The 23,336-nt window shown below is 58.6% G+C and carries 13 protein-coding genes and 3 pseudogenes; 3 read left to right on the top strand and 13 right to left on the bottom strand.

Translation table 11 applies throughout. The annotated features are described in order from the left end of the window. Positions 1 to 92 precede the first annotated feature (92 nt). The 5 genes and pseudogenes from PPL01S_RS10000 to PPL01S_RS09985 all read right to left on the bottom strand — a co-directional run. On the bottom strand, positions 93 to 5,726 hold the full coding sequence (locus PPL01S_RS10000; protein WP_028625644.1) for an RHS repeat domain-containing protein: 5,634 nt from the start codon (positions 5,724 to 5,726) through the stop codon (positions 93 to 95). Positions 5,727 to 5,923: 197 nt separating this feature from the next. Beyond that, a pseudogene (locus tag PPL01S_RS24620) lies at positions 5,924 to 6,441 on the bottom strand (IS5 family transposase); the annotation flags it as partial. Positions 6,442 to 6,514: 73 nt separating this feature from the next. Beyond that, on the bottom strand, positions 6,515 to 7,579 hold the full coding sequence (locus PPL01S_RS09995; protein ID WP_016394446.1) for a YkvI family membrane protein: 1,065 nt from the start codon (positions 7,577 to 7,579) through the stop codon (positions 6,515 to 6,517). A gap of 70 nt (positions 7,580 to 7,649) precedes the next feature. Then, the gene (locus PPL01S_RS09990; protein ID WP_008099827.1) at positions 7,650 to 8,027 is read right to left on the bottom strand and encodes a RidA family protein; all 378 of its coding nucleotides are present in this window, start codon (positions 8,025 to 8,027) and stop codon (positions 7,650 to 7,652) included. Positions 8,028 to 8,039: 12 nt separating this feature from the next. Continuing rightward, positions 8,040 to 8,345: pseudogene (locus tag PPL01S_RS09985) on the bottom strand (FAD-dependent oxidoreductase); the annotation flags it as partial. 18 nt (positions 8,346 to 8,363) lie between these two features. Here PPL01S_RS09985 and PPL01S_RS09980 point away from each other — a divergent pair. Together PPL01S_RS09980 and PPL01S_RS09975 are read left to right on the top strand one after the other, a co-directional pair. Then, a pseudogene (locus PPL01S_RS09980) lies at positions 8,364 to 8,899 on the top strand (helix-turn-helix domain-containing protein). A gap of 109 nt (positions 8,900 to 9,008) precedes the next feature. After that, positions 9,009 to 9,794 carry a sulfite exporter TauE/SafE family protein gene (locus PPL01S_RS09975; RefSeq protein WP_016394448.1) on the top strand — a complete coding sequence of 262 codons (786 nt, stop codon included), beginning with the start codon at positions 9,009 to 9,011 and terminating at the stop codon, positions 9,792 to 9,794. Positions 9,795 to 9,807: 13 nt separating this feature from the next. On the opposite strand, the gene PPL01S_RS09970 is transcribed toward PPL01S_RS09975, so the two are convergent. From PPL01S_RS09970 to PPL01S_RS09955, 4 genes are all read right to left on the bottom strand, one after another. After that, on the bottom strand, positions 9,808 to 10,149 hold the full coding sequence (locus PPL01S_RS09970; protein ID WP_016394449.1) for a DUF3325 domain-containing protein: 342 nt from the start codon (positions 10,147 to 10,149) through the stop codon (positions 9,808 to 9,810). Further along, positions 10,146 to 11,663, bottom strand: a complete 1,518-nt coding sequence (locus PPL01S_RS09965; protein WP_016394450.1) for a PepSY-associated TM helix domain-containing protein — start codon at positions 11,661 to 11,663, stop codon at positions 10,146 to 10,148. The genes PPL01S_RS09970 and PPL01S_RS09965 overlap by 4 nt, the downstream gene beginning before the upstream one ends. After that, positions 11,660 to 11,947 (bottom strand): hypothetical protein, encoded by a 288-nt coding sequence (locus PPL01S_RS09960; RefSeq protein WP_016394451.1) that lies wholly within the window; start codon positions 11,945 to 11,947, stop codon positions 11,660 to 11,662. Before PPL01S_RS09960 ends, PPL01S_RS09965 begins: the two co-directional genes overlap by 4 nt. 146 nt (positions 11,948 to 12,093) lie before the next feature. Beyond that, positions 12,094 to 14,334 carry a TonB-dependent siderophore receptor gene (locus tag PPL01S_RS09955; protein ID WP_028625646.1) on the bottom strand — a complete coding sequence of 747 codons (2,241 nt, stop codon included), beginning with the start codon at positions 14,332 to 14,334 and terminating at the stop codon, positions 12,094 to 12,096. 240 nt (positions 14,335 to 14,574) lie between these two features. Between PPL01S_RS09955 and PPL01S_RS09950 the strand changes: the two genes are divergently transcribed. Then, complete coding sequence (locus PPL01S_RS09950) at positions 14,575 to 15,858, top strand: arsenic transporter (protein ID WP_016394452.1); 1,284 nt, start codon at positions 14,575 to 14,577, stop codon at positions 15,856 to 15,858. Between the two features lie 35 nt (positions 15,859 to 15,893). Here PPL01S_RS09950 and PPL01S_RS09945 read toward each other — a convergent pair whose 3' ends face one another. The 4 genes from PPL01S_RS09945 to tssK form a co-directional block, all read right to left on the bottom strand. Next, positions 15,894 to 17,120 carry an EAL domain-containing response regulator gene (locus tag PPL01S_RS09945; protein WP_244212809.1) on the bottom strand — a complete coding sequence of 409 codons (1,227 nt, stop codon included), beginning with the start codon at positions 17,118 to 17,120 and terminating at the stop codon, positions 15,894 to 15,896. Positions 17,121 to 17,352: 232 nt separating this feature from the next. After that, on the bottom strand, positions 17,353 to 21,285 hold the full coding sequence (locus tag PPL01S_RS09940) for a type VI secretion protein IcmF/TssM N-terminal domain-containing protein (protein ID WP_016394454.1): 3,933 nt from the start codon (positions 21,283 to 21,285) through the stop codon (positions 17,353 to 17,355). Then, entirely contained in the window at positions 21,286 to 21,954 is a 669-nt protein-coding gene (locus PPL01S_RS09935; RefSeq protein ID WP_016394455.1) for a DotU/TssL family secretion system protein, read from the bottom strand. After that, positions 21,951 to 23,336, bottom strand: a complete 1,386-nt coding sequence (gene tssK / locus PPL01S_RS09930) for a type VI secretion system baseplate subunit TssK (RefSeq protein WP_028625647.1) — start codon at positions 23,334 to 23,336, stop codon at positions 21,951 to 21,953. The genes PPL01S_RS09935 and tssK overlap by 4 nt, the downstream gene beginning before the upstream one ends.

Genomic DNA, 23,336 nt, shown 5'->3' with positions numbered 1-23,336 from the left:
GTCATCCCGGTGCGCTCGCTGAAGTGCAAACCCAAGCCTGAATCAAAATCTAGTCCAGTTTTGCATCTTCAGATGACGCGGCGACCCTCTTGTCAACACAGTTCACCCTCGGTGAGTCGCGGAGGACTGCCAGGTGCCGCATACGGATCTGCATAAATCAAGGGGTTCTTTTTAAACCTCTTCATAAGCATCTCCGGTGTGTACTGGCGTACACGCCTTAATGGGTTTGACGGGTCAAGCAAATTGGCATGGTAAGTTACCGGCTTCCAGTACTCATACTGCTTCAAGAATGGGTTGCCGCTCTCAGGATACACCCAGTCCAATTTTCTTGGCTGTAAGTGAGCGACACCAACGTCCCGCCCTTTCCGCATAACATACTCTTCAAACGGCCTATCAAGATGATACTTTGTAGTAGTAGCATTCCCGAACGCATGTGGATCCGTATAATTATACTTCCCCACCAACCCTGCCAATTCAAGCTCCCCTTCATAGCCTTTCACGGTCACGCCTAACTTTAAGTGAAGGTCTCCGGCAAGACTATTATAGCCGGCATCATAGAAGTCGGCCGAGTGGCAAACATGCAATTTAAACTCCATACCCTTGTATTTCACACCCTTCGCATCAAGATATTTCAACAGACCTTTCGCATCAAGCAACTTACCTTCAACTTGTATGATACCGGGCAACCCATGTCCCTCCAGCACGATCCGCGGCTTCCCCTTGTGCACATCATAAAAATATCTAAAATCATCGCTCAACGTTTGGAATCCTGACTCCCCCCCCATTCTTTTACTTACAACAGCCGCTGTGCTCGGGCGAGCGCCGTTATTCGCTATACGACCTGGCCCCTCCGCCAACCCTGCCCCCATACTTGCTAAACCGAAGCCGAACCCAAGCACTGAGAATGCACCTGCTAATTCTGGATCGCTGTCTTCAAGCAGGATTGAAGCGATATCAAAGCCCGCCGAAACCATTGCAAGGCCTGTCGCCCCCACCGCAACGGCAAGGCTTGCTCCCCCGGTAAACGGGGCGACTGCAACGTTCACTATCGCCATGGCAATACGAAATTCCTTGCTATACATCGCCGCCGTCCCATCTTGTCGCTGGTACTGCGCAACGATCTGGTGGCCGCTCGGGTCGTGATAGTTCACTGGGTCACCCGCACAATAAGCATAGGCAGCCGGCCCACCGCGTCCGAAGGGGCTCCAACTGTCAGGACTGCAGAACGACATAAGTTTCGGATCATATGCCCTGTAACTTCCGAAGTAGTAGGTTTCATCAGGTAGCAGGACTTCCCCTTTGAAACCAAGCCAATCCTCCCATTCGCCACCCCGCCAGCGCTGCCCATAGGGAGAATAAAGATGATAATGGAGCTTTCCATCTCCGTTCAGCGTCGCAAATACTGTACCCGTAGCATCACGCAGTTCGAACGTGTATTGCGCTGGCTGCTCAGTACCTTTTTTTAAATCACAGCATTGCTGCAAAAAGCAACCGGGGCTTTCATTGAGGAGGATCATTTTTCGCTGAGTGACACCGTTCCACATGTGACTATTCGTTGTCACCTGTGAGCGCGCATAAATTTTGCCCTCTCGGTAGTGAAACTGGAAACCACGTGGACTATCATTATTCCCGAATGTGAACAGCGCACGTAGGCGACCCAGATCATCGTAGCCAAACTTTAAGCGCGTGGTGCCTGTCGAATAGACTGGACCATGCCACTGTGAGCAATCAACTTGTCCATTCGCATGGTAGCTCTTGCGATTATTGGTCCAGCGCCCCTGACTGTCACTACCTATCGACGTTTCGTTCTCTTGTTTCTGGAGCAGACCTGGCTTTCCTTCAGCAAAGGTACGATCCATTTTAGGGCCCCAAGGGAATGAGTGATAATTCTGGGTTGGCCGAGTTGAAACAACGTTTCCGAGCGCATCGTAGCTATACGTCTGCTTATTCACTCGAAGACCGTCTCTATAGTAGTAACCGCCATCAGTTGAATTCCATTTTACTAGCCGACCCTGAGCGTCATACTCATAATTTTCAGTACCGTCTTCTTTCCCATCTATCTTGATCGTGCGTTTCTCAAGTCGCCCGTCTTTCTTGAGCGTGCGTTCCACGACGTGCTCCTTCATACCGTCGCAGGTGAAGGTACGAGAGGTTTCATTGCCAAGCAAATCATAGGCGTAACTGACTTTCATACTGCGCTGGTTGGTCAGATCTTCGACAGTCTCTTCCTTGAGCCGACCGTCGTCAGCGAAAACGAAGGAACACTTGCACACAGCGCTACTCGTCTCGCTAATACGCCCGTCAACATCGTATTTATAGGTAGTTACGTTGCCGCCAATATCGGTCATCTCCAACAAACGTCCACGCAGGCTGAAGCGGCTGACGGTCGATAACTGATTTTCGCTGTCCCCCGCAATACTGTCGCTTACTGGGCACGTCTCGGTGTAGGTGAGCGCATCCCAACCGGATGTATAACCACTCATCGTCTCCGGCCCGGCAGGCTCAGCGGTGAAGCCGGGTAACGAAGCCGAGGAATAACTGAACGTCTGCGCGTTACCATTGACCGTACGCTCAACTACTCGGCTCAGGGCATCCAAGGATTGACTCCCCAGCGTGGTAGCAACACCATCTGCCCCCGTGATTGCTGCCCCCGTCGCAATAGCACTATTCGAGAAGGGTGAGTAGCCCCAGCTCACGACGCTTCCGCTATTGTCTTGCTTGATCAGGCGGCCGTAGGCATCGTATTCATAGGCCGCTAGCTGCTGCGCATTCACCGTCTGGCTTTCGAGCAGCCCTTCGGCGTTGTAGTTGTTGGCCGATTCAAAGAGCACTTTGCGTTGCTTGTCGAGACCGGAGGTGATTTTCAGCGATGTAGGCAAGCCCGCAGCGTTAAAAGCAACGGTGCGTTCCACCTGGGAAGCTTTCCCGTCGCTATTGCTTTCAATCACGGTAAGGCTTTTGCTCGTAACGTCTAACTTACGGAGCGTTTTCAAAGTGCCCCGTGTCACGCTGAGCCCCTCATCTGTCGATGCCACAACCTGCGAGCTACGGCCTATCTCCTTGTTATCACCGCCACGCAAAATTTTCGTGATCGTGCAGTTTTTCTTCGTTTTATCAAATGCCCAACTGGTTTCATGGCTGGAGAGCCGTTTACCCACTCCGTCATAGTCGTACTCGGTACTCTTGCTGGTACGCCCCTTGCTGTCATAGCTAACCTGCGACCATAACAGCCAAGCCTTGCCATCCCGCGACCGATACACCTCGCATTCACGCCCCAGGCCATCGAACGTCACACGTAGCCCGTCACCTGACTCGCTATCGGACACTTGATAACGCATCAGACCGCTGTCAAGCAGGTCGGTGCTGTAGACAATCTTGGCTGTCTCTACATGGCCCAGTTTATGCTGCTCACTCGCCACCAAACCGTTCTTGCCGTACACCCAATGGGTTTGTAGGCCATCGCTGTCCTGTGTCTGCAGAATGTGCTCGTCCACCCCAGCACGTTTCTGGCTTGACACCAGTTCTATTTTATCGGCCTTGACTTTAATGGTAATGGCGTGCTCGCGTTTATCTTCGGCATCGGCAGCATGCTCGATAGACGTCCTCTTGCGCGACTTCTCGACCTCTTTGCCATCCTTGTCGATCAAATAACTGGTCTGTGATTTGACATTTCCAAAAGCGGGTGATTCTTCATCCGTATAATAAGTCAACTCCTCGACCTGGATATTTGTAGCATTCAAGTTTTTCAGTTTGAACCCTTTCGAATTTAACTTGCTCTGCGCTTTCAGGCTTTCTTCAAGAAAGCTTTTTTGTGCTTTATAGGCATCCTTCTCGTCATCGGATTGGGCTTTATCAATCTGCTTGTCCAATAGCGAAAACCAATCGGCGGCCCCTTTTTTTGCCAAACCGTGTTGAATCTCGGTGAGATCCACGTCTTCGATTTCCGGATTGAGCACCGTGAGTTTCTTCGTCGGTACGACGATGTGAGATCGCGATACGCCATCCCTGGGTTTGCAAGGCAATTTTTCATAGCCAAAGTAGGTCACCTGCACCACCTTGGGTTTGCCGTTCACGACCCGGCTGACCTTCTGCGACTCCACATGAACGGAGAGTCCGTCGAAATCGCCGGGATAATTAATTTCTACCGGTAGATTGAAGGACGCCTTTGCATAATCACACGCGGCAACGGATGACAATACGGACGAATAGGAAAACACACTACTGGTCAAACCACTGTTGCTGCCGAAGACGATGGGGGCCACGTCAGTATTTATAACGCCGAACAATGTTCGATAAATATAAGCCGCTATATTTTTCTCGGCCCGCGCTACTCGCCACTCTCTGACCTCGAAATTCCGATAGTTATTAAAATAACTCCACTCAATGATCTGATCACCTTCGATCAATTTGACGAGATTACCCAACGCATCTAATGTAATCTCGCTTTTCTGTTCAGAGTTGTCACCTACCTTGCTTGACGTCGTGAACGTTATCCTGCCCTGTTTTTCATCCATTTCGGTGGAAAAACGGCGCCGAGTAGTTACCCCTTTGACAACGTTCTCTTCTGCAACTTGCATGCCTTCCTTGTATTCAAGGGTTCGTTTGGCAACCTCTTCGGCACCGTGCTTGGCCACTACGGTGGTTTTTTCAGTTTGATACGTATACTCGTGAGCGCTAGAATCCAATTTGTCGGCCATTGCAATCTCATGGCGCAAGATTTTACCTTCTTTATACGTCAACACTTCCTGATCGACCCGAACTTTATCAACGTTGTTGAATGTTCCATACTTTGTCTTCAGCTCAATGCCATTAATCTTGCCAGCGGTCGTATCAATGCGATAAACCTGGTTTTCCGCCAGAGGGTCATCCCCCTCTACTTCGATTTCCCAGGCGTTGTCCTTCAGGCTGACATCATAGGTCATTGCACGAGGCGTATTAGGGTACACCGCCAACTGGAATTTTTTGTCGGATGTCCAAGTCACACTCAGCAAATCACCGAGGCCATCATTGATGGACGCCAACCTCGGCTTATCAGAATTTTGATTTTTCCATGAGAACGTTAACGCCCGGGCTCTCGGCTGCGCGACACGCGTCAATAACATATTTGAGATACTGTGCGGCCGCCCTGTACCCCAGCATTCGAACTCGTACACAACGCCGTTCTTGGCAATGAGCCCGACGGTTTTATTATCGATTTCCTTAAAATGCGAGTACTTTTCTTGGTGCGCCTTCAACTCAGCATCTGTCATGTTTTCCAGCTCAGCTTCAGTGGCTTCGCGGCTGCCCCTTTGCTGTTGGATGGCATACTCCGTCCTGGCCTTGGCGAACGTTACCGCGTCCAGTACAAAGTCCGAACCATCGGTACGGCCCTTATTATTCAAATGCGCCTTGATCGAACGTCCATCTGGGTGCATAACCTCGTCGAAATCAAGCTCATAGTCCATATCGATGCGCGGGTCATCCGCACCCCCGGACAACTTGAATGATTGCGACCAAGTGCCAATCGGTATCAGATGCAACACCGGATTATTACAAGCGCTGGTTAGTGCCAGCTCAAAAAAAGCCCCTCCGTCGGCACTGCCTAGGTTCGCAATCGGAAGTTTGAACTGACCGTCTCCCGTCATCGGGTTGACGGTGATGGTGCCTAGGCCTGGTAACTTCGTATAAAGACCTTCGCAGGATTTTACCGGTGAAGTGCCGTGAGCAGTATCTTTTGAGGTGGCCATGACTTCTCCTTCCAAAGTAAAACCGAAATACAAATTTGATTATTGTTTCTCACTGCGCTTGGCAAATACTAAGGACATGTGGCTTTTCCACAACTGATAAAAATGTCAGTTTTCTAAAGCACACATTCATGTTTGACTGCTCTCCATGTGCGTCACTTGTGAGAGCGGGGTTACCCGCGAATAGGCCTGCATGGCCATCAGCGCGAGGCTCTGTACGAAAAAAGGTGTCGTAAATACCGCATGGAACACACCAACAAACCATAGCGGCATAGCTTTTCGCGGGCTCTTCGAAGCGTGTCACGATCCGACGGTTCTCTTTCAGCCAGCCGTACATGCGCGCGATGATGTTGCGCTGTCGGTACTTGGGCCGATCAAACAGTCTGGGTAAGCCAGGCTTGGGGTTGCGCTTCATCGAGCGCATAGGAATGACGGGCTGCATTCGATATTGGTCGCAGGGGCGGCGCAGCGCTCCGGCGTCGCAGCCCTTGTCGGCAAGCAACCATTTACAGCGTTTACGCGGACGGCCACTTTGGCTCTATGGAATGCTGACTTCGTCCAACAGGGGTTGGGCGTAGCTATCACTGGCTTGACCGCCAGAGAGAAGGAAGCGCAACAGTGTCTCGTTGGCGTCGCAGAGCATGTGGATTTTGGTTGTCAGGCCACCGCGACTTAGGCCTAGAGTGAGATCGACAGGCTCGTTAGCCCCCCTTTTTTTCGGTTCTTCACGGAATCCCGGGAAAGACAGAAACAAGAACGCCGATTGGGTTTCTCGGGATTTCGTACAAAGCCTAAGCCACCACCACCTTCCCCTGCCTCCCCCGCCGCACCCAGGCCAGCAACACCGCCGCCATCAGCACGAACCCCAGGTACCCAAACAGCGGATACACCTCACCCACCAGGCTGATGAACCCCACCAGGCTGCAGACAAACGCCGCCGCCCCCGTCACCACCGAGCCCCAGCGGAACTTCGCCGTGCCCGCCGGCAGCAGCCGCGACAGGAACGAGAACAAGGTGCCCACCGCCGTGTTGACGATCATCCCGAAGATGATCAGGCACATCACCAGCCCCAACAGCGGTGAAACCTCATTGGCGATCGACAGCATCGGCATCGGCAAATCGGCGACGCTGTCCAGGCGCGACAGCAACCCGGCACTCATCACCAGCATCAGCCCGCCCAGTGCCGCGCCCCCAAGCAAGCCGCCCCACACCGCCGTCTTCTCGCCCTTGGCCGAGCCGCCCAGAATCGCCAGGATCGGCGCACCCGCGACGATGTTGTACGACACATACAAAAAAGCCCCCAGCAACCAGTGGCGCGTACCTGCCTGCTGCTGACTGGCCAGTTGATCGAGCATGGCGAAACTCTGCCCGCGAGTGAACACGGCGTACAGCGCGATGGCCGAGGCCACCAGGATCAGCAGCGGCGTGATGGCGCCGATGGCGACGATCACCTTGCGCACGTCCAGGCACACGATGCCCACCACCAGCAGGGTCACCAGCACACTGCCGGTCAGCGCCGGAATACCGAACTGCTGCTCCAGCAAGGCACCGCCGCCGGCCAGCATGACCACGGTCACGGCGAACATGAAGAAGGTGATCAGCCAGTCGACGAACAGGCCCAAGTGGCGCCCGCAGATGGCCTGGATCACATCTTTGTGCGAGGTCGCGCGCTGGCGGTTGCCAAGCCCGGCCAGGGCCATGCCGAGGAAGGTGAACAAGGCGGCGCTGACCAGCGCACCGACCAGGCCCCAGACGCCAAAATCGACAAAGAACAACAGCAATTCCCGCCCGGACGCGAAGCCCGCTCCCACGATCACGCCGACGAAGGCCCCGGCGATCTTCAGTTGCTCTTGCATGTGAACCTCAGGTTATTTTTGTTGTGCGCGCCAAGGTCCTTTCGCGGGCACGCCCGCGAAAGGGTTCTACTCAGCGCTCGCCGACATACGCTTGCACTTCGATTTCCACATCCACCCCCAGCGCCAGCGCCGAAGCGACGGTGGAACGCACTGGCAACGCATCGCCGAAGAAGGTTTTGTAGACCTCGTTGAAACCGGCGAAGTGGGCCATGTCGGACAGCCACACGGTCACCTTGACCACCTGATCAAAGCGCGCGCCGCACGCCTCCAGGCTTTCGGCAATACGCTCGCAGGCAGCGCGGGTCTGGGTCTGGATATCACCGCGCACCACCTCGCCGCCGGCACTCATCGGCACCTGCCCGGAGAGGAACAGGAAACCGCCGGCCTTCACGGCACGCGAGAACGGGAATGGCAGGCTGCTGGGGAAACGCTGGATGTCGTTGCTCATGGGGAACTCCTTTCAGGATGACTGGAAACGTGCCGGGGACAGGCGCTCGGGCGCCACCCCCTGGGCGATCAGGCTCGGGCACAGCGGTTGCCCGAGCAGCAGGTCGGCGGCCAGGCGCGAAGCACCGGCTGCCGACTGGATACCATAGCCGCCTTGCGCCGCCAGCCAGAAGAACGCCGGCATCTGCGCATCGAAGCCGATCACCAGGTCGCCATCCGCGACGAAGGAGCGCAGGCCGGCCCAGCTGTGGCTCGGGCGTCGAATCGCCAAGGTGGTCATGGCTTCGATGTTGTAGATGCCCAGGGCGATATCGAGCTCCTATACCGAGAGCCGCGAATGCCCGATGACCGCCCTGCCGCCACAGGCCGCCCCGATGCCCTGCCTCTGCTCGATCGCGCCGAGGTCGGCGGGCGCCTGCGCCAGGTGCGCAAGGCCCGCCAGCTGACCCTCAAGCAATTGTCCGCGCTCAGTGGTGTACCGGTCTCGACCTTGTCGAAAATGGAGCTGGCGCAGGTCTCGGTGGGCTACGAAAAACTCGCCGCCGCGGCGCGGGCGCTGAATGTCGACATCGCCCAACTGTTTCGCGCCAGCGGGCCGGTAAGCGCCCCAGTACCTGTGACCGTGGTGGTCGATTCCTTGCCCGCATCATCGCGCGCGAACGCGGCCAGTTCGACGATTTCATCCGCCACCCCGGGCAGGAGTTCGCGGTGGTGCTGAGCGGGCGTGTGCGCATCGAGTTCGAAACCGGCGAAGCCGTGCGCATCGGCCCGCAGGAGACGGCGTACTTCGACAGCCAGGTGGGGCACATCTACCTGTCGGAAAGCGAAGACGGTGGCGATGCCTATGTGATGGTGGTGATGACCGAGCGTTGATCGGCAGTGGGTTATAACCTAATAACGAACAAGTCTATTTGGCTATAAAAAACTCCCTATATGCTGGCGACCATCCGATCACGGGCAAAGCTGGGCAGTCGAGTAGCGTATGGATGTAGGTTCTTTCGGTTTCACCCTCGCCGGACTGGTGGTGGGCTTCATCGTCGGCATGACCGGCGTGGGTGGCGGTTCGCTGATGACGCCAATCCTGCTCTGGTTCGGTATCAACCCCGCCACCGCCGTGGGCACCGACCTGCTCTATGCCGCCATCACCAAGGCCAGCGGCGTCTGGGTGCATGGCCGCAACAAGAACATCGACTGGAAGATCACCGGCCTGCTCAGCCTGGGCAGCGTGCCGGCGGCAGCTCTGACCCTGTGGTTCCTCAGCACCCTGCACACCGACACGTCGTCGCTCAATGCCGTCATCAAGCAGGGCCTGGCGGTGGTGCTGATCCTCACCGCGCTGGCGATCCTGTTCAAGTCGCGTCTGCAAGCCTTTGCCAGCCGCCATGCCGGTGACCACTACCACCTCAGCGACCGCAACCTGAACATCCTCACGGTGCTGACCGGCGTCGTGCTCGGGGTCATGGTCACCCTCACCTCGATCGGTGCCGGCGCGCTGGGCACTGTGGCACTGTTCCTGCTCTACCCGTTCCTGGCCACCCGCCGCCTGGTCGGCACCGAGATCGCCCACGCCGTGCCCCTCACGCTGGTGGCAGGCCTTGGCCATGCCGGCATGGGCAACATGGACTGGTCGCTGCTGGGCTACCTGCTGCTCGGTTCGCTGCCAGGCATCTACCTGGGCAGCCACCTCACCGGCCGCATCTCCGACCGCGTGCTGCGGCCGTGCCTGGCGGCGATGCTGCTGCTGATCGGCTACAAGCTGGCGTTCTGAATGGCGCCTGGGGTCACTGCGCCACTCGACTGACCCACTGCAAGCATGCCCACAGCGGCAGGGCGACGACCAGCCCCACCGCCAATCGCGGCCGGTAGGGCAACAGCATGACCAGCAGCAGCCCCGCCAGCGACATCATCGCGAACCAGGCCACCGGCCCCATCGCCCAGCCCCAGGCCTGGGCGCAGAGCCACAGGCTGAGCGCCAGCGCCAGCCATCCCGCACCCCGCAACAGGCGCCGCAAGGTGGCTGGACACCCCTGGTTCCAGACCTGCTTGTAATGCCGCTCGATGCCCTGGCAAAGCCCAAGCATCCCGGCGTAGGCAAACAGCAACCCTCCTGTCATCAGCATCATCTTGCGTCCACCTGCGCACTGCGCCCTGCCCTGACTTTGCCGGCCACCGGGACCGCGCGCCAAACGCGCCAGGCAACCAGGCCCAGCAGGAAGCCCAATACCAGCGAGCACATCGCCACGCCCTGACGCAAGGCATCATCCAGCGTACCCAGGCCAACCAATCCGATACACAGCAACGCCGTCATCGCCAATTGCTCGACCCAGGCTCGCCGCGCCGGGCGCAGGCTCGCATGCAGCAGCGCCAGCAGCCACACAGCAAAGAACGCACGCACCTCCCAGGCCTCGCGCTGCGTCAGGTCCATCGGCAGCAACCGGCTGGCCCACAGCAAGCCCACGCATGCCAGCAGCAATCCTGCGACGAAGCCGACGTTGCACACCTCGGCCAGCCGATACCCGCGATGTCCGGGCGACTCGGCAGCGGCGTACTTGCGCCCGCGCTTGACACAGAACAGCACCAAGCCACTGGCAATCATCACGCAGCTGATCACGCCGCAGACGAAATACAACCAGCGCATCGGGTAGCCGCCGAACTGGGCGAAATGCAGGCCGACCATCACCCGCTGGGTCAACGGCGCTGCTCGCCACTCGCTCACATCGCTGAGCAACTGGCCGCTGACCCCGTCGAAGACCATGGCCTGGCCCTTGGACAGCGCAATGCGATTGCCCAGCTCGGGGCGGATCTCGATGCGTGCCCCGGCGGTGTTGGGGTTGCGGATGTTGAAGCCGGCGATCGGGCCCAGGCGCGCCTCGGCCTGGGCCAGCAGCGGCGCCACGTCGACCAGTTCGGCCGGTTGCTTGCTCAGGCCCCGAGGCTGCTCCAGGCGGGTGTTGCCCTGGGCCTGGAAATAGGCGCGGTTGTCACCTTCGAACAACGCATCGACCCCTGCCGGGATGTAGATCAGCATGAAGATGACCAGGCCGGTGTAGGTGATCATCAGGTGGAACGGCAGCAGCAGCACCGCGCTGGCGTTGTGGAAGTCCAGCCAGGAGCGTTGGCCCTTGTCGGGCCGGAAGGTGAAGAACTCCTTGAAGATCTTCTTGTGGATGACGATGCCGGTGACCAGCGCCGCAAGCATCACCAGGGCCAGCGCACCGACCACGAAGATGCCCCAGTTGCGCGGCAGGTCGAGGGTGAAGTGAAAGCGGAAGAAGAAGTTGCCACCGACGCTGTCGCGTACCGCGACGGCCTCGCCGGTGCGCGGGTCGAGCTGCACCCCGCCGCCGTGACGCCGCTCCCCGGTGGAAACGCGCAGGCCCGGCGAACGCTCGGTGGGCAAGCTCACGCCCCAGTTGCCGGCCTGCGGCTCATGGGCTTGCAGGTAGGCGATGGCGCGCTGCGCGGCAACGGCCTGGGGCACCTGGCTGGCCGGAATCTCCGGCTGCATCCCGTGGTTGAGTTCCTTGTCGAACACCGCCAAGGTGCCGGTGACGAAGATGGCGAACAGCAGCCAGCCGAAGATCAGCCCACCCCAGGTATGCAGCCAGGCCATCGATTGCGTGAAGGTGTTCTTCATGGGAGCCACTCCAGGGCCTGGGGCCAGAAGCCGATCGACGCCAGGGGCGCGGCCAGGGCCAGGGGGGCCCAGGCGCGCAAGGCGTCACGGCTGGCGAAGGCCCAGAGGATGGCCAGGGTGTAGAAGAGGAACGATGGCAGGGTGGCGACGATCACTGCGTCGCCCGGTGACAGTGGTAGCAACCGGGCAACGCAGGCTGTCGCGGCGTAACTGAAGGCGTAGCCGCCGAACAGTGCGGCGCTGCAGCGGGAGAGGATCTGCAGCCAGGTGGGGGGCTTGCTCATGCGAGAGTCCTTGAGGTCATGGTGGGACCTGGGGCTGCTGTGCAGCCCAATCGCCGGCAAGCCGGCTCCCACACCGATCGGGTCAACAACGGAGATCTCTGTGGGAGCCGACTTGCCGGCGATTGGGCCGCGAAGCGGCCCCTGCATCAGAAGGTGATGTTCAGCGAAGCGAACAACGCTCGCCCCGGCTGGTTGTAGGTATTGGCCCCCGAACTGCTGGCATTGCCGCCACGCAGGATCTGCTTGTCGAACAGGTTGTTCACGCCCACCCGCACGTCGTAGTTGGCGTTGAACTTGTACCCGGCGCTCACGTCCACCAAGCCATAGGCCTCGACCTCCTGCTGCGCCTCGATGTCGTAGTTTTCCTGGGTGCGGTAGTTGTAGCTCGGCGACTTCTGCTTGCCGTAGTAGGTGCCCGCCAGCTGCAACGACAGCTGGTCGGTGGCGCGCCAGTCGAGGGTGCTGTTGACCGTGTATTCGGGGATCACCGACAGCGGCTCGCCCGTCTCGCGGTTGTCGTTGTCGAGCATCCAGGTCAGGTTGGTGTTCCAGTCCAGCACCGGGCTCAGCTCGACGAACAGATTGCCCTCGATGCCTTCCACCCGCGCCTCGCCGGCGTTTTCCCACTGGGTCACGCGGCGGCCGTTGTTGATCGCGTAGATCACATCGGTGCCACCGATGATCTTGTTCTGGTAGTCGTTGCGGAAATAGGTCGCACTGGTACGCCAGGTGCCGCGGTCGTACTGCAGGCCGATTTCCTTGTTGACGCTGATCTCCGGCTCGAGGTCGGCGTTGCCCTGCAGGTAGCAGCCACCGGCGTTGGTCTGCTGCACACTACAGCCCTGGCCACGGCTGTACAGCAGGTAGTTGGGGTTGGACTGGTACAGGTTCGGCACCTTGTAGGCACGGGCGATGCCGCCCTTGACCGTCAGCGCCTCGGTGAGCTTGTGCGAGAGGTTGAGGCTCGGGCTGAAGTTGTCGCCGAAGGTCTCGTGGTGGTCGAAGCGCAGGCCCGGGGTGACGGTGGTGTCGCCGATGATGATGTTGTCCTCGACGAACAACGCATGGCTCTTGGCGGTCATCTTCGAGTCGCTGCGGTCGAAGCCCGCGATCACGTCGTTGCCACCCCCGCTGGGGTCGAAGCTCTGCGGGCGGAACGAGCCCTGGTCGTTGAGCGATTCGTACAGGTACTCGCCACCGAGGGTCAGCACGTGCTCGGCGCTGCCCATGGCGAACGGCAGGTTCACTTCGCTGCTCAGGCGCGTGTTGCGCAACCGCGACATGGCGTCGCCGCTGTCGTTGATCGCCCCTTCCGGGCCACCGGCCAGGCCCTCGTTGAGACGCCAGTTGCGCACGTACTCGTAGGCCAGGGTGCTCTTGCTGGTGCCCCAGGTGAAGTCGCCCAGGTGCGTCAGGTCATAGGTGCTGCGCTGCATGACGTTGGTTTCGTGGCCATACAGGCTGGAGATCAGTTCGACGTCGCTGCCGCCGTTGCTGTTCATGGTGTCGCCGGCGTAGATGTTGCCCTGGCGGCTGTAGCCGGCACTGGCTTCGAGGCGGTGCTCATCGTTGAGCTTCCAGCTCAGCAGGCCGTTGATGTCCTTGTTGCGCACACCCTCGCGACCAGCGACCAGCGCGCTGTTGGCGTGGCTTGCGTTGATGTCCAGGTCGTCGGCGTCGATCTTGGCCAGGCCACCGTAAAGGCGAAACCCGAGGTTGTCGGTGAGCCCGCCGCTGAGGTTGAGGTTGGCGCGGCGGCTGGCGCCCTCGGCGCTGTCTTCAGGCAATTGCGTGTAGAAATTGAGGTTGCCCTTGAATTCGTCGGTGGGGCGCTTGGTGATGATGTTGACCACCCCGCCCATGGCACCGGAACCGTAGCGTGCCGCTGCCGGGCCACGGAGGATCTCGATGCGCTCCACCGCCTCGGCCGGCACCCAGTTGGTCTCGCCGCGGGTGTCGCGGTCGCCGTTCCAGCCGTAGCGCACGGCGTTGCGGGCGTTGGACGGCTTGCCGTCGATGAGGATCAGGGTGTTCTCCGGGCCCATGCCGCGCAGGTCGATCTGCCGGTTGTTGCCGCGTGCGCCGCTGGCACTGTTGCCGGTCAGGTTGACCCCTGGCTCGCGGCGGATGATGTCGGACAGGTCGTTGCCCGGAGGCCGACGCTGGATGTCCTCTGCGGTGATGATCGACGAGCCTAGCGCCTGGCGCGCTTCGCGTTCGGCGGTGACCAGGGTGTCCTGGATCACCAGCGCCTTGTCGGCCACCGGCACTTCCAGCACCTCACCGGCACGCGGCTCATCGGCTTCGGCGGCGTTCGCCAGCATGGCCGGCGATGCCAGGGCTACGAAGGCCAGGGCCAGGCTGTTGGGTGAGGTTCTGCACTGCATTGACACATCTCCTGCGAATCATGGGCAAAAAGGCACATCCCTGCCGCAAGCCGGGAGCCCTCGCCCACCGGCCTCGCAAACAATGTTTGGGGGCCAACAGGGATGGTGAATATAGTGATTCTCAAATGAGTTTAAATCTTATTTACGAAACTTACATGTTTGTAACGGAACTTGTCTAAATCAACGGCGCCCCGTGTAGAGTCGTCATCGCCTACTCACCCCTGTCGAGACAACGTGTTCATGCTCACCGCCGCACTGATCTTCCTGTTCACCCTGACCCTGGTCATCTGGCAACCCAAAGGCCTCGGCGTCGGCTGGAGCGCCACCCTCGGCGCAGTGCTGGCCCTGCTGTTCGGCGTGGTCTCGCTGCATGACATTCCGGCCGTCTGGGCGATCATCTGGAACGCCACCGGCACCTTCATCGCCCTGATCATCATCAGCCTGCTGCTGGATGAGGCCGGCTTCTTCGAGTGGGCAGCCCTGCATGTGGCACGTTGGGCGCGGGGGGACGGGCGCCGGCTGTTCGCCTTCATGGTGCTACTGGGCGCAGCAGTATCGGCGCTGTTCGCCAATGACGGTGCGGCGCTGATCCTGACTCCGATCGTCATGTCGATGCTGCTGGCGCTGCGCTTTTCCCCTGCCGCGACCCTGGCCTTCGTCATGGGCGCCGGCTTCATCGCCGACACCGCGAGCCTGCCGCTGGTGGTGTCGAACCTGGTCAACATCGTTTCGGCGGATTACTTCGGCCTGGGCTTCAACACCTATGCCGCGGTGATGGTGCCGGTCAACCTGGTGGCGGTGGCGGCCACGCTGCTGGTGCTGTGGCTGTACTTTCGGCGCGACATTCCACAGCGCTATGCGACCGATGAACTGAAGCTGCCGGCAATGGCCGTGCGTGACCGCGCGACCTTTCGTGTCGGCTGGGTCGTGCTGCTGGCGTTGCTGGCCAGCCTGTTCGTGCTCGAGCCTCTGGGCATCCCGGTCAGTGCCGTGTCCGCGGCCTGCGCGGCGGTGCTGTTCGCCGTTGCGGCACGTGGCCATGTGATCTCCACCCGCCGCGTGCTGCGCGAGGCGCCGTGGCAGATCGTGGTGTTTTCGCTGGGGATGTACCTGGTGGTCTACGGATTGCGTAATGCCGGCCTGACCGATTCGCTTACCGGCGTGCTGAACTGGCTGGCCGGGCACGGGCTGTGGGCAGCCTCGCTGGGTACCGGGCTGATTGCCGCGCTGTTGTCTTCGGTGATGAACAACCTGCCCAGTGTGCTGATCGGGGCGCTGTCGATTCATGCCAGCGAAGCGCAGGGGGTGGTCCGTGAGGCGATGATCTATGCCAACGTCATCGGCTGCGACCTGGGGCCGAAGATCACCCCCATCGGTAGCCTGGCCACGTTGCTGTGGCTGCATGTACTGGCGCGCAAAGGGGTGAGTATCGGGTGGGGGTACTACTTCAAGGTGGGGGTGTTGTTGACGGTGCCGGTGTTGCTGGTGACCTTGGCGGCGTTGACAATCCGCTTAGGCGTGTGACGTGCCTCCCTGCACCGCTGAGCAACAAAAAGGGGTCAAGGGAGGCCCGAGTACTTGTCTAGCCACACTATCAAGTCCTCGCCTGTCATCGGTCGGGCGCAGAGATAACCTTGGCCGTGGACGCAGCCCATTTCCAGCAGTAACCGACGTTGCTCTTCTGTTTCAATACCTTCCACCACCACGCTCATACCCAGAGCATTACCCAGACTAAGCGCACTTTTTACCACCGACATGTACCGAGGCTCCTGCGTGAGCGTCCGGACAAAGCTAGCGTCTAGCTTGAATTCACTGAAGGGTAATTGACACAGACGTGATAACGACGAAAACCCGGTGCCAAAATCATCCATCGATAAACTGCACCCCATCATCCGCAGGCGCAGCAGGTTCTCCAAGCTGATTACCGAGGCTGCCAACCATCCACTTTCAGTCAGCTCGAAAGTCAACCCAGTGGCCGCCGCCGCATGGCGCCTCAATACCGCCTTGAGATGGGGAAGCAAACTGGCGTCCGCTAGTTGCTCAGCCTGCAGATTGAATGCAAGGTTCAGTCGATGACCGCGCGCCTCAGCACACCGCTGCAGACTAAGACCTTGCTGCATTTGGTCGAACAGCAGTGCGTTTAGCAAACCACAGCGCTCAACGTCAGACATGAACTGCGCTGGCGCCAGCGTGCCCCGTGTTGGGTGATGCCAACGCGCTAGAACCTCGGCGCTGCAGACCTCTCCCGTTTTCAGGTTGAATTTGGGCTGATAATACGCATGCATATGCCCAGCCTCGATTGCCTGGCGCATTTCATGCTCACCGACCGCTTCGAAAAACGCTCCCGTTGGCGGCTTCTTGGTTTCGCTCACATAACTTTCCAGCAACAAGTCCAGGGACTTACCGCGCAGGGGCTTTCCCACATCCCCCAGCACCCTCAAACCCAACAAGGGGATGATCTGCCGGACGACGCTACGCAGGTCGGCAGATAGCGCACTGCTGATGATCACCGCATCCAGGAAGCGACGCTGAGCGGCGCGTTGCAAGAACTCCAGACCGTCCACACCCTCCATGCGTAAATCGCAAAGTACGATATTTACGGCGCCATAAGTCTGCAACATTTCCAACGCTTCGCTACCACTGCAAGCCGCCAACACCTGAGTACACCCTAACTGGCGCAGTGTTTCGGACGCGACTGCGCGCTGGAATCCATCATCGTCAAGAACCAGAACACTGACATCATGAAAAACCATAATTGAACTCAATAGACCGGTTACAAGATTCACCGAGAACGTTCATTCCAACCCTGAATAAACAATCGTTCATACCTCGACCTGCGATCGAGCCTCGCGACAGCATGGAAATTTTCGAACGCCAGCAGCCGCCTGCTGGCGTCGAAGCGAAACGGGCATTGTTATAGAAATCCGTCTTCACCGCTGTTAAAACTGGTCGCAGTGCAATGGGTAATTCCACGATGCACGTCAATGACCTCGTACATGACCGTGCCCAACTAACTTGTCATTGCCTGGCGCCAGCTGGAGACGCTAAACGTGCAGGCGTAACATTGAGTTTGGCGATAACGTCATTAAGCGCTTTGCGTGCACCAGCATTATCGGCAAGACCCGCCACCCATAGCCGTTGCAAGTTCTGGCCGAGAGGGGCCGGAACGGGCTCGCTGCGCGTTTCATAACCCATCGCCTGCAACTGGACCAGTAGCTTTCTGACACGAGCGTCACCCGCAAAGACCCCCAGCTCCACCTCGTGCAGGCGTTGTGGCGCCCCCTCGGTTACAGCAGGAGGACGTCGCCAGCACCAGGCGATTTGCTTGGGCGGCAACACCTCAGCCAATCCTCGTCCAGTAACGCCCCCCCCGCCCGCGCGACTGACCTGTTGCGCAGCTCCCTGCTCGTCCAGCATCGCCAACTGCGTTTCTATCGTCTTGAGCTGACCCGCCAAGGCGCTCAGCTGTTGCTCTACCTGATCGATTTGAGCATAACGCTCCAGCAAGCCGTTCTCGCCCTGTTGCCGATAGTTCAACTGAATAGAGGTTAAATTTTCACTTCCCATCCAATTGCGCTGGTTCGGAAAGTCATCGGGCGTGAAGGTATGCTGGCCGCCATGGAATGTACGAAGAAAATCGATGAAGGCACGATCACCGGTCCAGTGGCGAGCCAACTTGAACGCGGAAAATGTCACTTCCAAAGAAACGTGACTACACCCCTGAGGTGCCCACAAAAAAGTGGCACTGGTGGGGAAATTGTAATTATCCAGAACCGTCGAACGTCCATTGCATTGCACAGTCAAGCGGGTCTGTCGAGGCAACTGCCGGGCACCCAAATTAACCTGGGACGCTGTGGTGGAAAGCTCCACCACAGCGCTGACTGCCTGTAAGGCCGCCAGCTTTTGTTGGCCTTCGAGTCGCGCGCCTTGCAATACCTTCTGTTCGTTTTCCAATGCCTGTTTTTTTTGCTCCCGGGTAGCGTCTGCAATCTGCCGTCTGCGGGCCTGACTAGCGTCGTCATTTTGAACGTGCCGCATGCGATTGAGGTACGCATAGAATGCCCCGTTGAGTGGCACCTCGACGCCGAGCGCCTCACGAGGGCTGTAACGGTGAACCAGACGCTGAGTGAACGTTTTAACAGAACCGTTCATGAAAGTAGGGAGCGCACCCCGTTCACTGTAAAGCAGAGCGTTGACGACAAGCGGATCATCCACACCCTCGATAACGCCAAGTAACTCACCATTCCATTCCCGTTGTAGCTGACACGCCGCAATTTGCCCAGCGTAGCGCACACTGAAATCCAGAGCCCCGGTAGCCAAGCGCCAAACCACGTCCTCATTCGCGTTACAACCCTTAAAGGAACGGACCAGTTTCTCACGCAGATCGTAGGCAACCCACAAAGGTGCCGACGTGGCCTGTGGGTCACTCGCAAAACTCCAGGTATCAAGGGCAACCTGAAATGCCTGGGCGTCATTTTTTTTCAAATCATCCGTCACGGCGGCCATCACCTGCTGAAATTTCAACATCAACTTAGCCTGGGCCAACTCAGTACGTAACTGACCGACCCCCTCCGCAACGTCCCCGCCGTCGGCGATACCTTTGAGCACGTCTCCGCCCATGCTATTGGTCACAGCGAGGTTTCGCAGGACGCCAGAGGTGTCATGCAAATCACTTTGGCTCGCCAGGTTGATCAGTCGATCGACCTCTACTACCCGGCTTGCCCAACCGGCCCGCCGAGCAGGGGCGATCAGCTCGAAACGCTCGGCAGCACGTTGCAACAGCTTGAGATACGGATCGTCCTTCGTCCCCACTGCATTCAGGGCCTGGCGCCAATCCTCCTGACTGCTCAAACGGGTTTCGTCATTCAGCAAAAAGCGTTGAATAAACTGATACCAGGCACTTTGCGCATCCGCCTCGTACTCGTTCAGCAACCGCGCCTGCTGATCGCTCCATCGTGGTTGATCGCGATGCGCTTGAGCGAGCTCGTTCAGCAACTTGAGGACAGCGTGATGGCCGAGCGAGGTATAAGCGCCTGGCAGCGTGACAGAAGGCGCTGCTTCATCTGCCCAGTATTCGCCAAGGCGCATGGGCGGCAGGCTGCCGTGCTGCTCCGCCCAAGCAACCAACCAGCTAGCAGAGCGATTATCCAGGGCGATGCTGCCCAATTGCGACAGCGCGTGTGCACGCTGACGGCGCAGCTCACCCAGATCCTGTTGCCAATCCAGATAGTTAACATACAACTCGTCAGCGCCGGTCCATTGCTCGGCGCCGGGCATTGCAGGGGAGCTGCATGCCTGATAAAGCATGCCCCAGTCAGGAAGCTCGTGAGTATCGTGTAACGGCTGGTTCTGCAAGCGGGCATCGAGCAGGTTGATTTGCCTGACGTAGAATTCTACATAGGCGGCAATTAGCCGCGGGTCATCGCTGGTGAGTGCTTGCTGAAGTCCCCTTACCAGCAGACCCTCAAAAATCGGACTACGTATCTGCTCATCGAACAGCCGTACAAAGTGCGCACGATTATCGTCTCGAAGGCGCTCGAAGTACCCGGCATACGGCAACCATCGCTTAGGGCCACTCAAGGCTTGTTCAGAGAGGCTGGTGATGACCTGACTCAAACGCTGCAGTGTTTCGTGCGTCCCGTCTAATTCGTCGCTAACTTCATACGCCCACGGCAGGGGCGATTCTGCGAGAAATGTCGAAATGACATGCTGAGACCGATTATAGCCATAGATCATCAGCCCGCCACTTGCAATGCACACGCCCAACCAAGCGATGATCGCGGCCTGGCCGACAGGCAGCCAGCGACGCCAGCTGGTGACGTTCAGATACGCATACCGTTGTGCAGGTAACACCTGACTCAACAGCTGTTGGCTGAACCAGCCTTCTACCTGCCCATCGTCAAGCGTTGCTCGAGCAGTCAAGAACAAGCCACCTAGCAGCGGTAACTCATAGTAAGGACTGCCCGCGAACGCAGGCAGCAACAGCTGCTCCAGGCGAGGGCGCAGACTGGCTACACATTCCGGCAACTCAAATACCGAATCATCGGGCAGGTGGCGCATGCCCTGCTCGATACGCAGTTCCGACAGCCGCTCAACCAGACCCGACATCATGTCGTCCAGAAACACAGCGGCAGAACTTTCGCTACGCTGGTTCAACAAACCAACAGGTTGCTCGCGCTCAACCGGTGTCAGGCCCGAACTCCATTGGCTAAAGCCCGGCAAGGCTTCCGCGCCCGTGAGGATGATGTAAATCGGCAGGCGCGCCTTGGAAATCTTCACCAGTTCATCGACGCGTTGCCGCAAGTGCTGCCCCTGCTCAAGCAATTGCTCATGGCTGCCACTCAGCAGCTGCCCGCAATCGACGACCATGACAACCCCATTCAGTGGCTCTCGCCGACGAGAACGGCGCAGCCAGTAAAGCAAACGTTTCCACTCAGCGTTATTGCCAGTGCTCCCCTCGACAGCCTTGCCCAGAGGCTGAACCACAACACTCTGTTCGAGAAACCACCAGCCCACTGCGCTGGCATCATCCGTCTGCTGATCGGTCGGCGATAGTGCGGACGTTAAGCCGCACTGGTTCAATAGGCCATTCGTGCCACGAGCGCCTTCACCCAGCAACAAAAACCATGGCAACGCATACAAGGGCGAATGCAGCGTTCCCAAGCGCGACCGGTACAGTTTTCGTAACCCTGCGACCCAGTCGCGATCAACGTTGGCAACGGTATCGTGCTGTGCCTTGGAGCGCTCACCTTTCAAACGCCGGCGCAATTGCCAGGCATGCAGCCGCCTGACCGTCCAACGGCCGAACACAATCAACAGGAGGGTGCCGACAAGGAGGGGGGCAATGTACCAAAGTGGCCAGTTCTGGAAGAGCACCAGCGCCCAGAACAACACCCCCAAGGCAACCCCGAGCGCCACGACAAGAAAAGCAATGCCGATATTCAGGAGCATTTAAAACCCCCTCACCAGCAGAAGAAATTTTTGCCCTAACAGCAAATCAAAATATTCATACAACCCGCAGAGCAGGAGCAACGGAACCACCGTGAGCAGGGTTAGAGCCAGATCGGAAAGGCCGCGACGGTTAAGGCGCGAGCGCTGCGGAAGCAGGTATTGAGCGTGCGCAAACAAGGGGCTGGAGCCATCTGTCAGGGGCACCTTGTTTTCCGCCAATATCTGCCTCAGGCACGCGCGGCGATAACGCACCAGCTCAACGCTCGGGCGAGTAGCGAATGCACCTTGAAAACCGCTCAACAATGCCAAGCCAAAGACCTCTCTCACACCCTGGCTGTCTGCTGGCAATGCCTCCAACCGCTGAAAGAATTCGACACCTGCCCGCCCCGTCGAAAAATAACGCTGTTGTAAAGGTGCCTGCCGCCATGACGCAGCGCCACACCAAGAGGTTGTCAACGCGGCTTCGTCCATCCAGGCAACGAGAGCAAACATGGCCTCGTTAATCTGCGCATCTGGAAAACGTTGTTCGCGAGCGGTCGCCGCCGCACTGTCGAGCGATGACACCAACAGCGGGGTCAACGTCTCGAACGTTTGTACAGGGTCAGCCAAGCCGCGCTTGGTAGCAGAGAAAACGGGCAGCCAGCAGGCAGCAAAACGGTGAACCATCATGCGCAGACAACCATCAGCTCAACTCTAAGATCATCGGGTTCATCTGGCAGGAACAGGGCCACCTGGCGCTCGCGCTGCACGTGATCCCAAGCCTCACTAACCGTTTCAAGACGGAAATATTCCGCGTCCGACGCCCTCGGCAAACGTTGCGGCGGTGTCTGCAGGTGGATCAACTCCACCCCGGGTAAGGCACGGGCGACCATCGCACCCAGGGAGCCCGGCGTGCCGAGCTTGCCATTACAAGGCAAGGTTTCTGCGAGCCAGGCACCACCGCGCTGGCTGTGAGCCACCAGGAAGTAACGATGCCGCGCACCAAAAAATGCGTCTGGCAGGTCAGCCTGCTGGTAGCCCCCCTGCAGGTGCAGGCGCACCACCATTTCAGAGCCGACGTTGATGTCGCTCAACATTTGGCCGATCAACGCGATCAGTTCGATGATGATCAGGCCCGCGTCACTGTGGTTATAGCCACGAATCAAAGAACGCCCGTCCGGCGCTTCACCGGACGAGTCGCAGCGATCGGAAAATTGGCTCAACTCACTCACCAATTGGTGTAGAGAGGAATAGATCTGCAAAAGAGAAACCTGCGGGGCGTTGAGAAAATGTGTCAGCAAGGGGCCATAGCGATTAAGGACATTGAGGGCTAGCAGGCGATTGAGCTGTGTGCCATTGACCTCCCCGTAGCTGCCGCCTGGAGCTAGCTTGAACACCGAAAGCTGGCGCGCGCGCCCCAGCAGCTCGTTGCGTAGATCACGTAGCCTTTGCTCGAGGATGGGTGCGCCAGCCAAATTGAGGCATGGCGGCACGTACCATGCGGCAGGACGAAGACGATCCCCCTCCAGCTCCAACCGGAGAATCGGCAACAACTCATACGCCCCCAAGTGCTCCAGCTCTTCCTCCCAGAACAAGCGCAGCACGTAGGACATGGCGCGTACATGCGCCGGCGATGCCACGCTGAACTGATCGCTCACCACTTCAGGTTCCGCAGCAACGACAAACCGAGCTTCAGCCTGCGCACCATCACTCAACGTTTCAAACACCTGGGCGTTTTTCCCATCCGGGGATAACCGCCGCAGCCCCACATAAAGCGTGCGTCCGCCGCCAACGAATTCCCCAAGGTCCAGACTGCGTGCCTGCAACATCGAATTACCGGGATACTCCACCAACGTCCCCTCGGCGAAGCGCACCGAAAGTTGATCGAGTTGACATTGTCGAGCACCGAGCGCGCTTTCGTTGATTGCCAGCGAAATCACCCCCCATGGATAGGGATGTAGCAACTCGACAGTACGACTCAGGCGATGTTCAAGCACTGCATCGTTTTGTTGGAAATGCTGGGGCTGCAGAAACAGGCCCTGATGCCAATACAACATTTGATTAGTATTCAT

Source organism: Pseudomonas plecoglossicida NBRC 103162 = DSM 15088, assembly GCF_000730665.1.
GTDB lineage: Bacteria > Pseudomonadota > Gammaproteobacteria > Pseudomonadales > Pseudomonadaceae > Aquipseudomonas > Aquipseudomonas plecoglossicida.
Note: the sequence above shows the minus strand (reverse complement) of the source record. Positions and strands in the feature narration are given on the sequence as shown.

What these genes read in the sequence shown, in the direction of transcription:
- PPL01S_RS10000 (WP_028625644.1), bottom strand. Translation starts at nt 5,726, where the DNA reads ATGGCCACCTCAAAAGATACTGCTCACGGCACTTCACCGGTAAAATCC.
- PPL01S_RS09995 (WP_016394446.1), bottom strand. Translation starts at nt 7,579, where the DNA reads ATGCAAGAGCAACTGAAGATCGCCGGGGCCTTCGTCGGCGTGATCGTG.
- PPL01S_RS09990 (WP_008099827.1), bottom strand. Translation starts at nt 8,027, where the DNA reads ATGAGCAACGACATCCAGCGTTTCCCCAGCAGCCTGCCATTCCCGTTC.
- PPL01S_RS09975 (WP_016394448.1), top strand. Translation starts at nt 9,009, where the DNA reads ATGGATGTAGGTTCTTTCGGTTTCACCCTCGCCGGACTGGTGGTGGGC.
- PPL01S_RS09970 (WP_016394449.1), bottom strand. Translation starts at nt 10,149, where the DNA reads ATGATGCTGATGACAGGAGGGTTGCTGTTTGCCTACGCCGGGATGCTT.
- PPL01S_RS09965 (WP_016394450.1), bottom strand. Translation starts at nt 11,663, where the DNA reads ATGAAGAACACCTTCACGCAATCGATGGCCTGGCTGCATACCTGGGGT.
- PPL01S_RS09960 (WP_016394451.1), bottom strand. Translation starts at nt 11,947, where the DNA reads ATGAGCAAGCCCCCCACCTGGCTGCAGATCCTCTCCCGCTGCAGCGCC.
- PPL01S_RS09955 (WP_028625646.1), bottom strand. Translation starts at nt 14,334, where the DNA reads ATGCAGTGCAGAACCTCACCCAACAGCCTGGCCCTGGCCTTCGTAGCC.
- PPL01S_RS09950 (WP_016394452.1), top strand. Translation starts at nt 14,575, where the DNA reads ATGCTCACCGCCGCACTGATCTTCCTGTTCACCCTGACCCTGGTCATC.
- PPL01S_RS09940 (WP_016394454.1), bottom strand. Translation starts at nt 21,285, where the DNA reads ATGCTCCTGAATATCGGCATTGCTTTTCTTGTCGTGGCGCTCGGGGTT.
- PPL01S_RS09935 (WP_016394455.1), bottom strand. Translation starts at nt 21,954, where the DNA reads ATGATGGTTCACCGTTTTGCTGCCTGCTGGCTGCCCGTTTTCTCTGCT.
- tssK (WP_028625647.1), bottom strand. Translation starts at nt 23,336, where the DNA reads ATGAATACTAATCAAATGTTGTATTGGCATCAGGGCCTGTTTCTGCAG.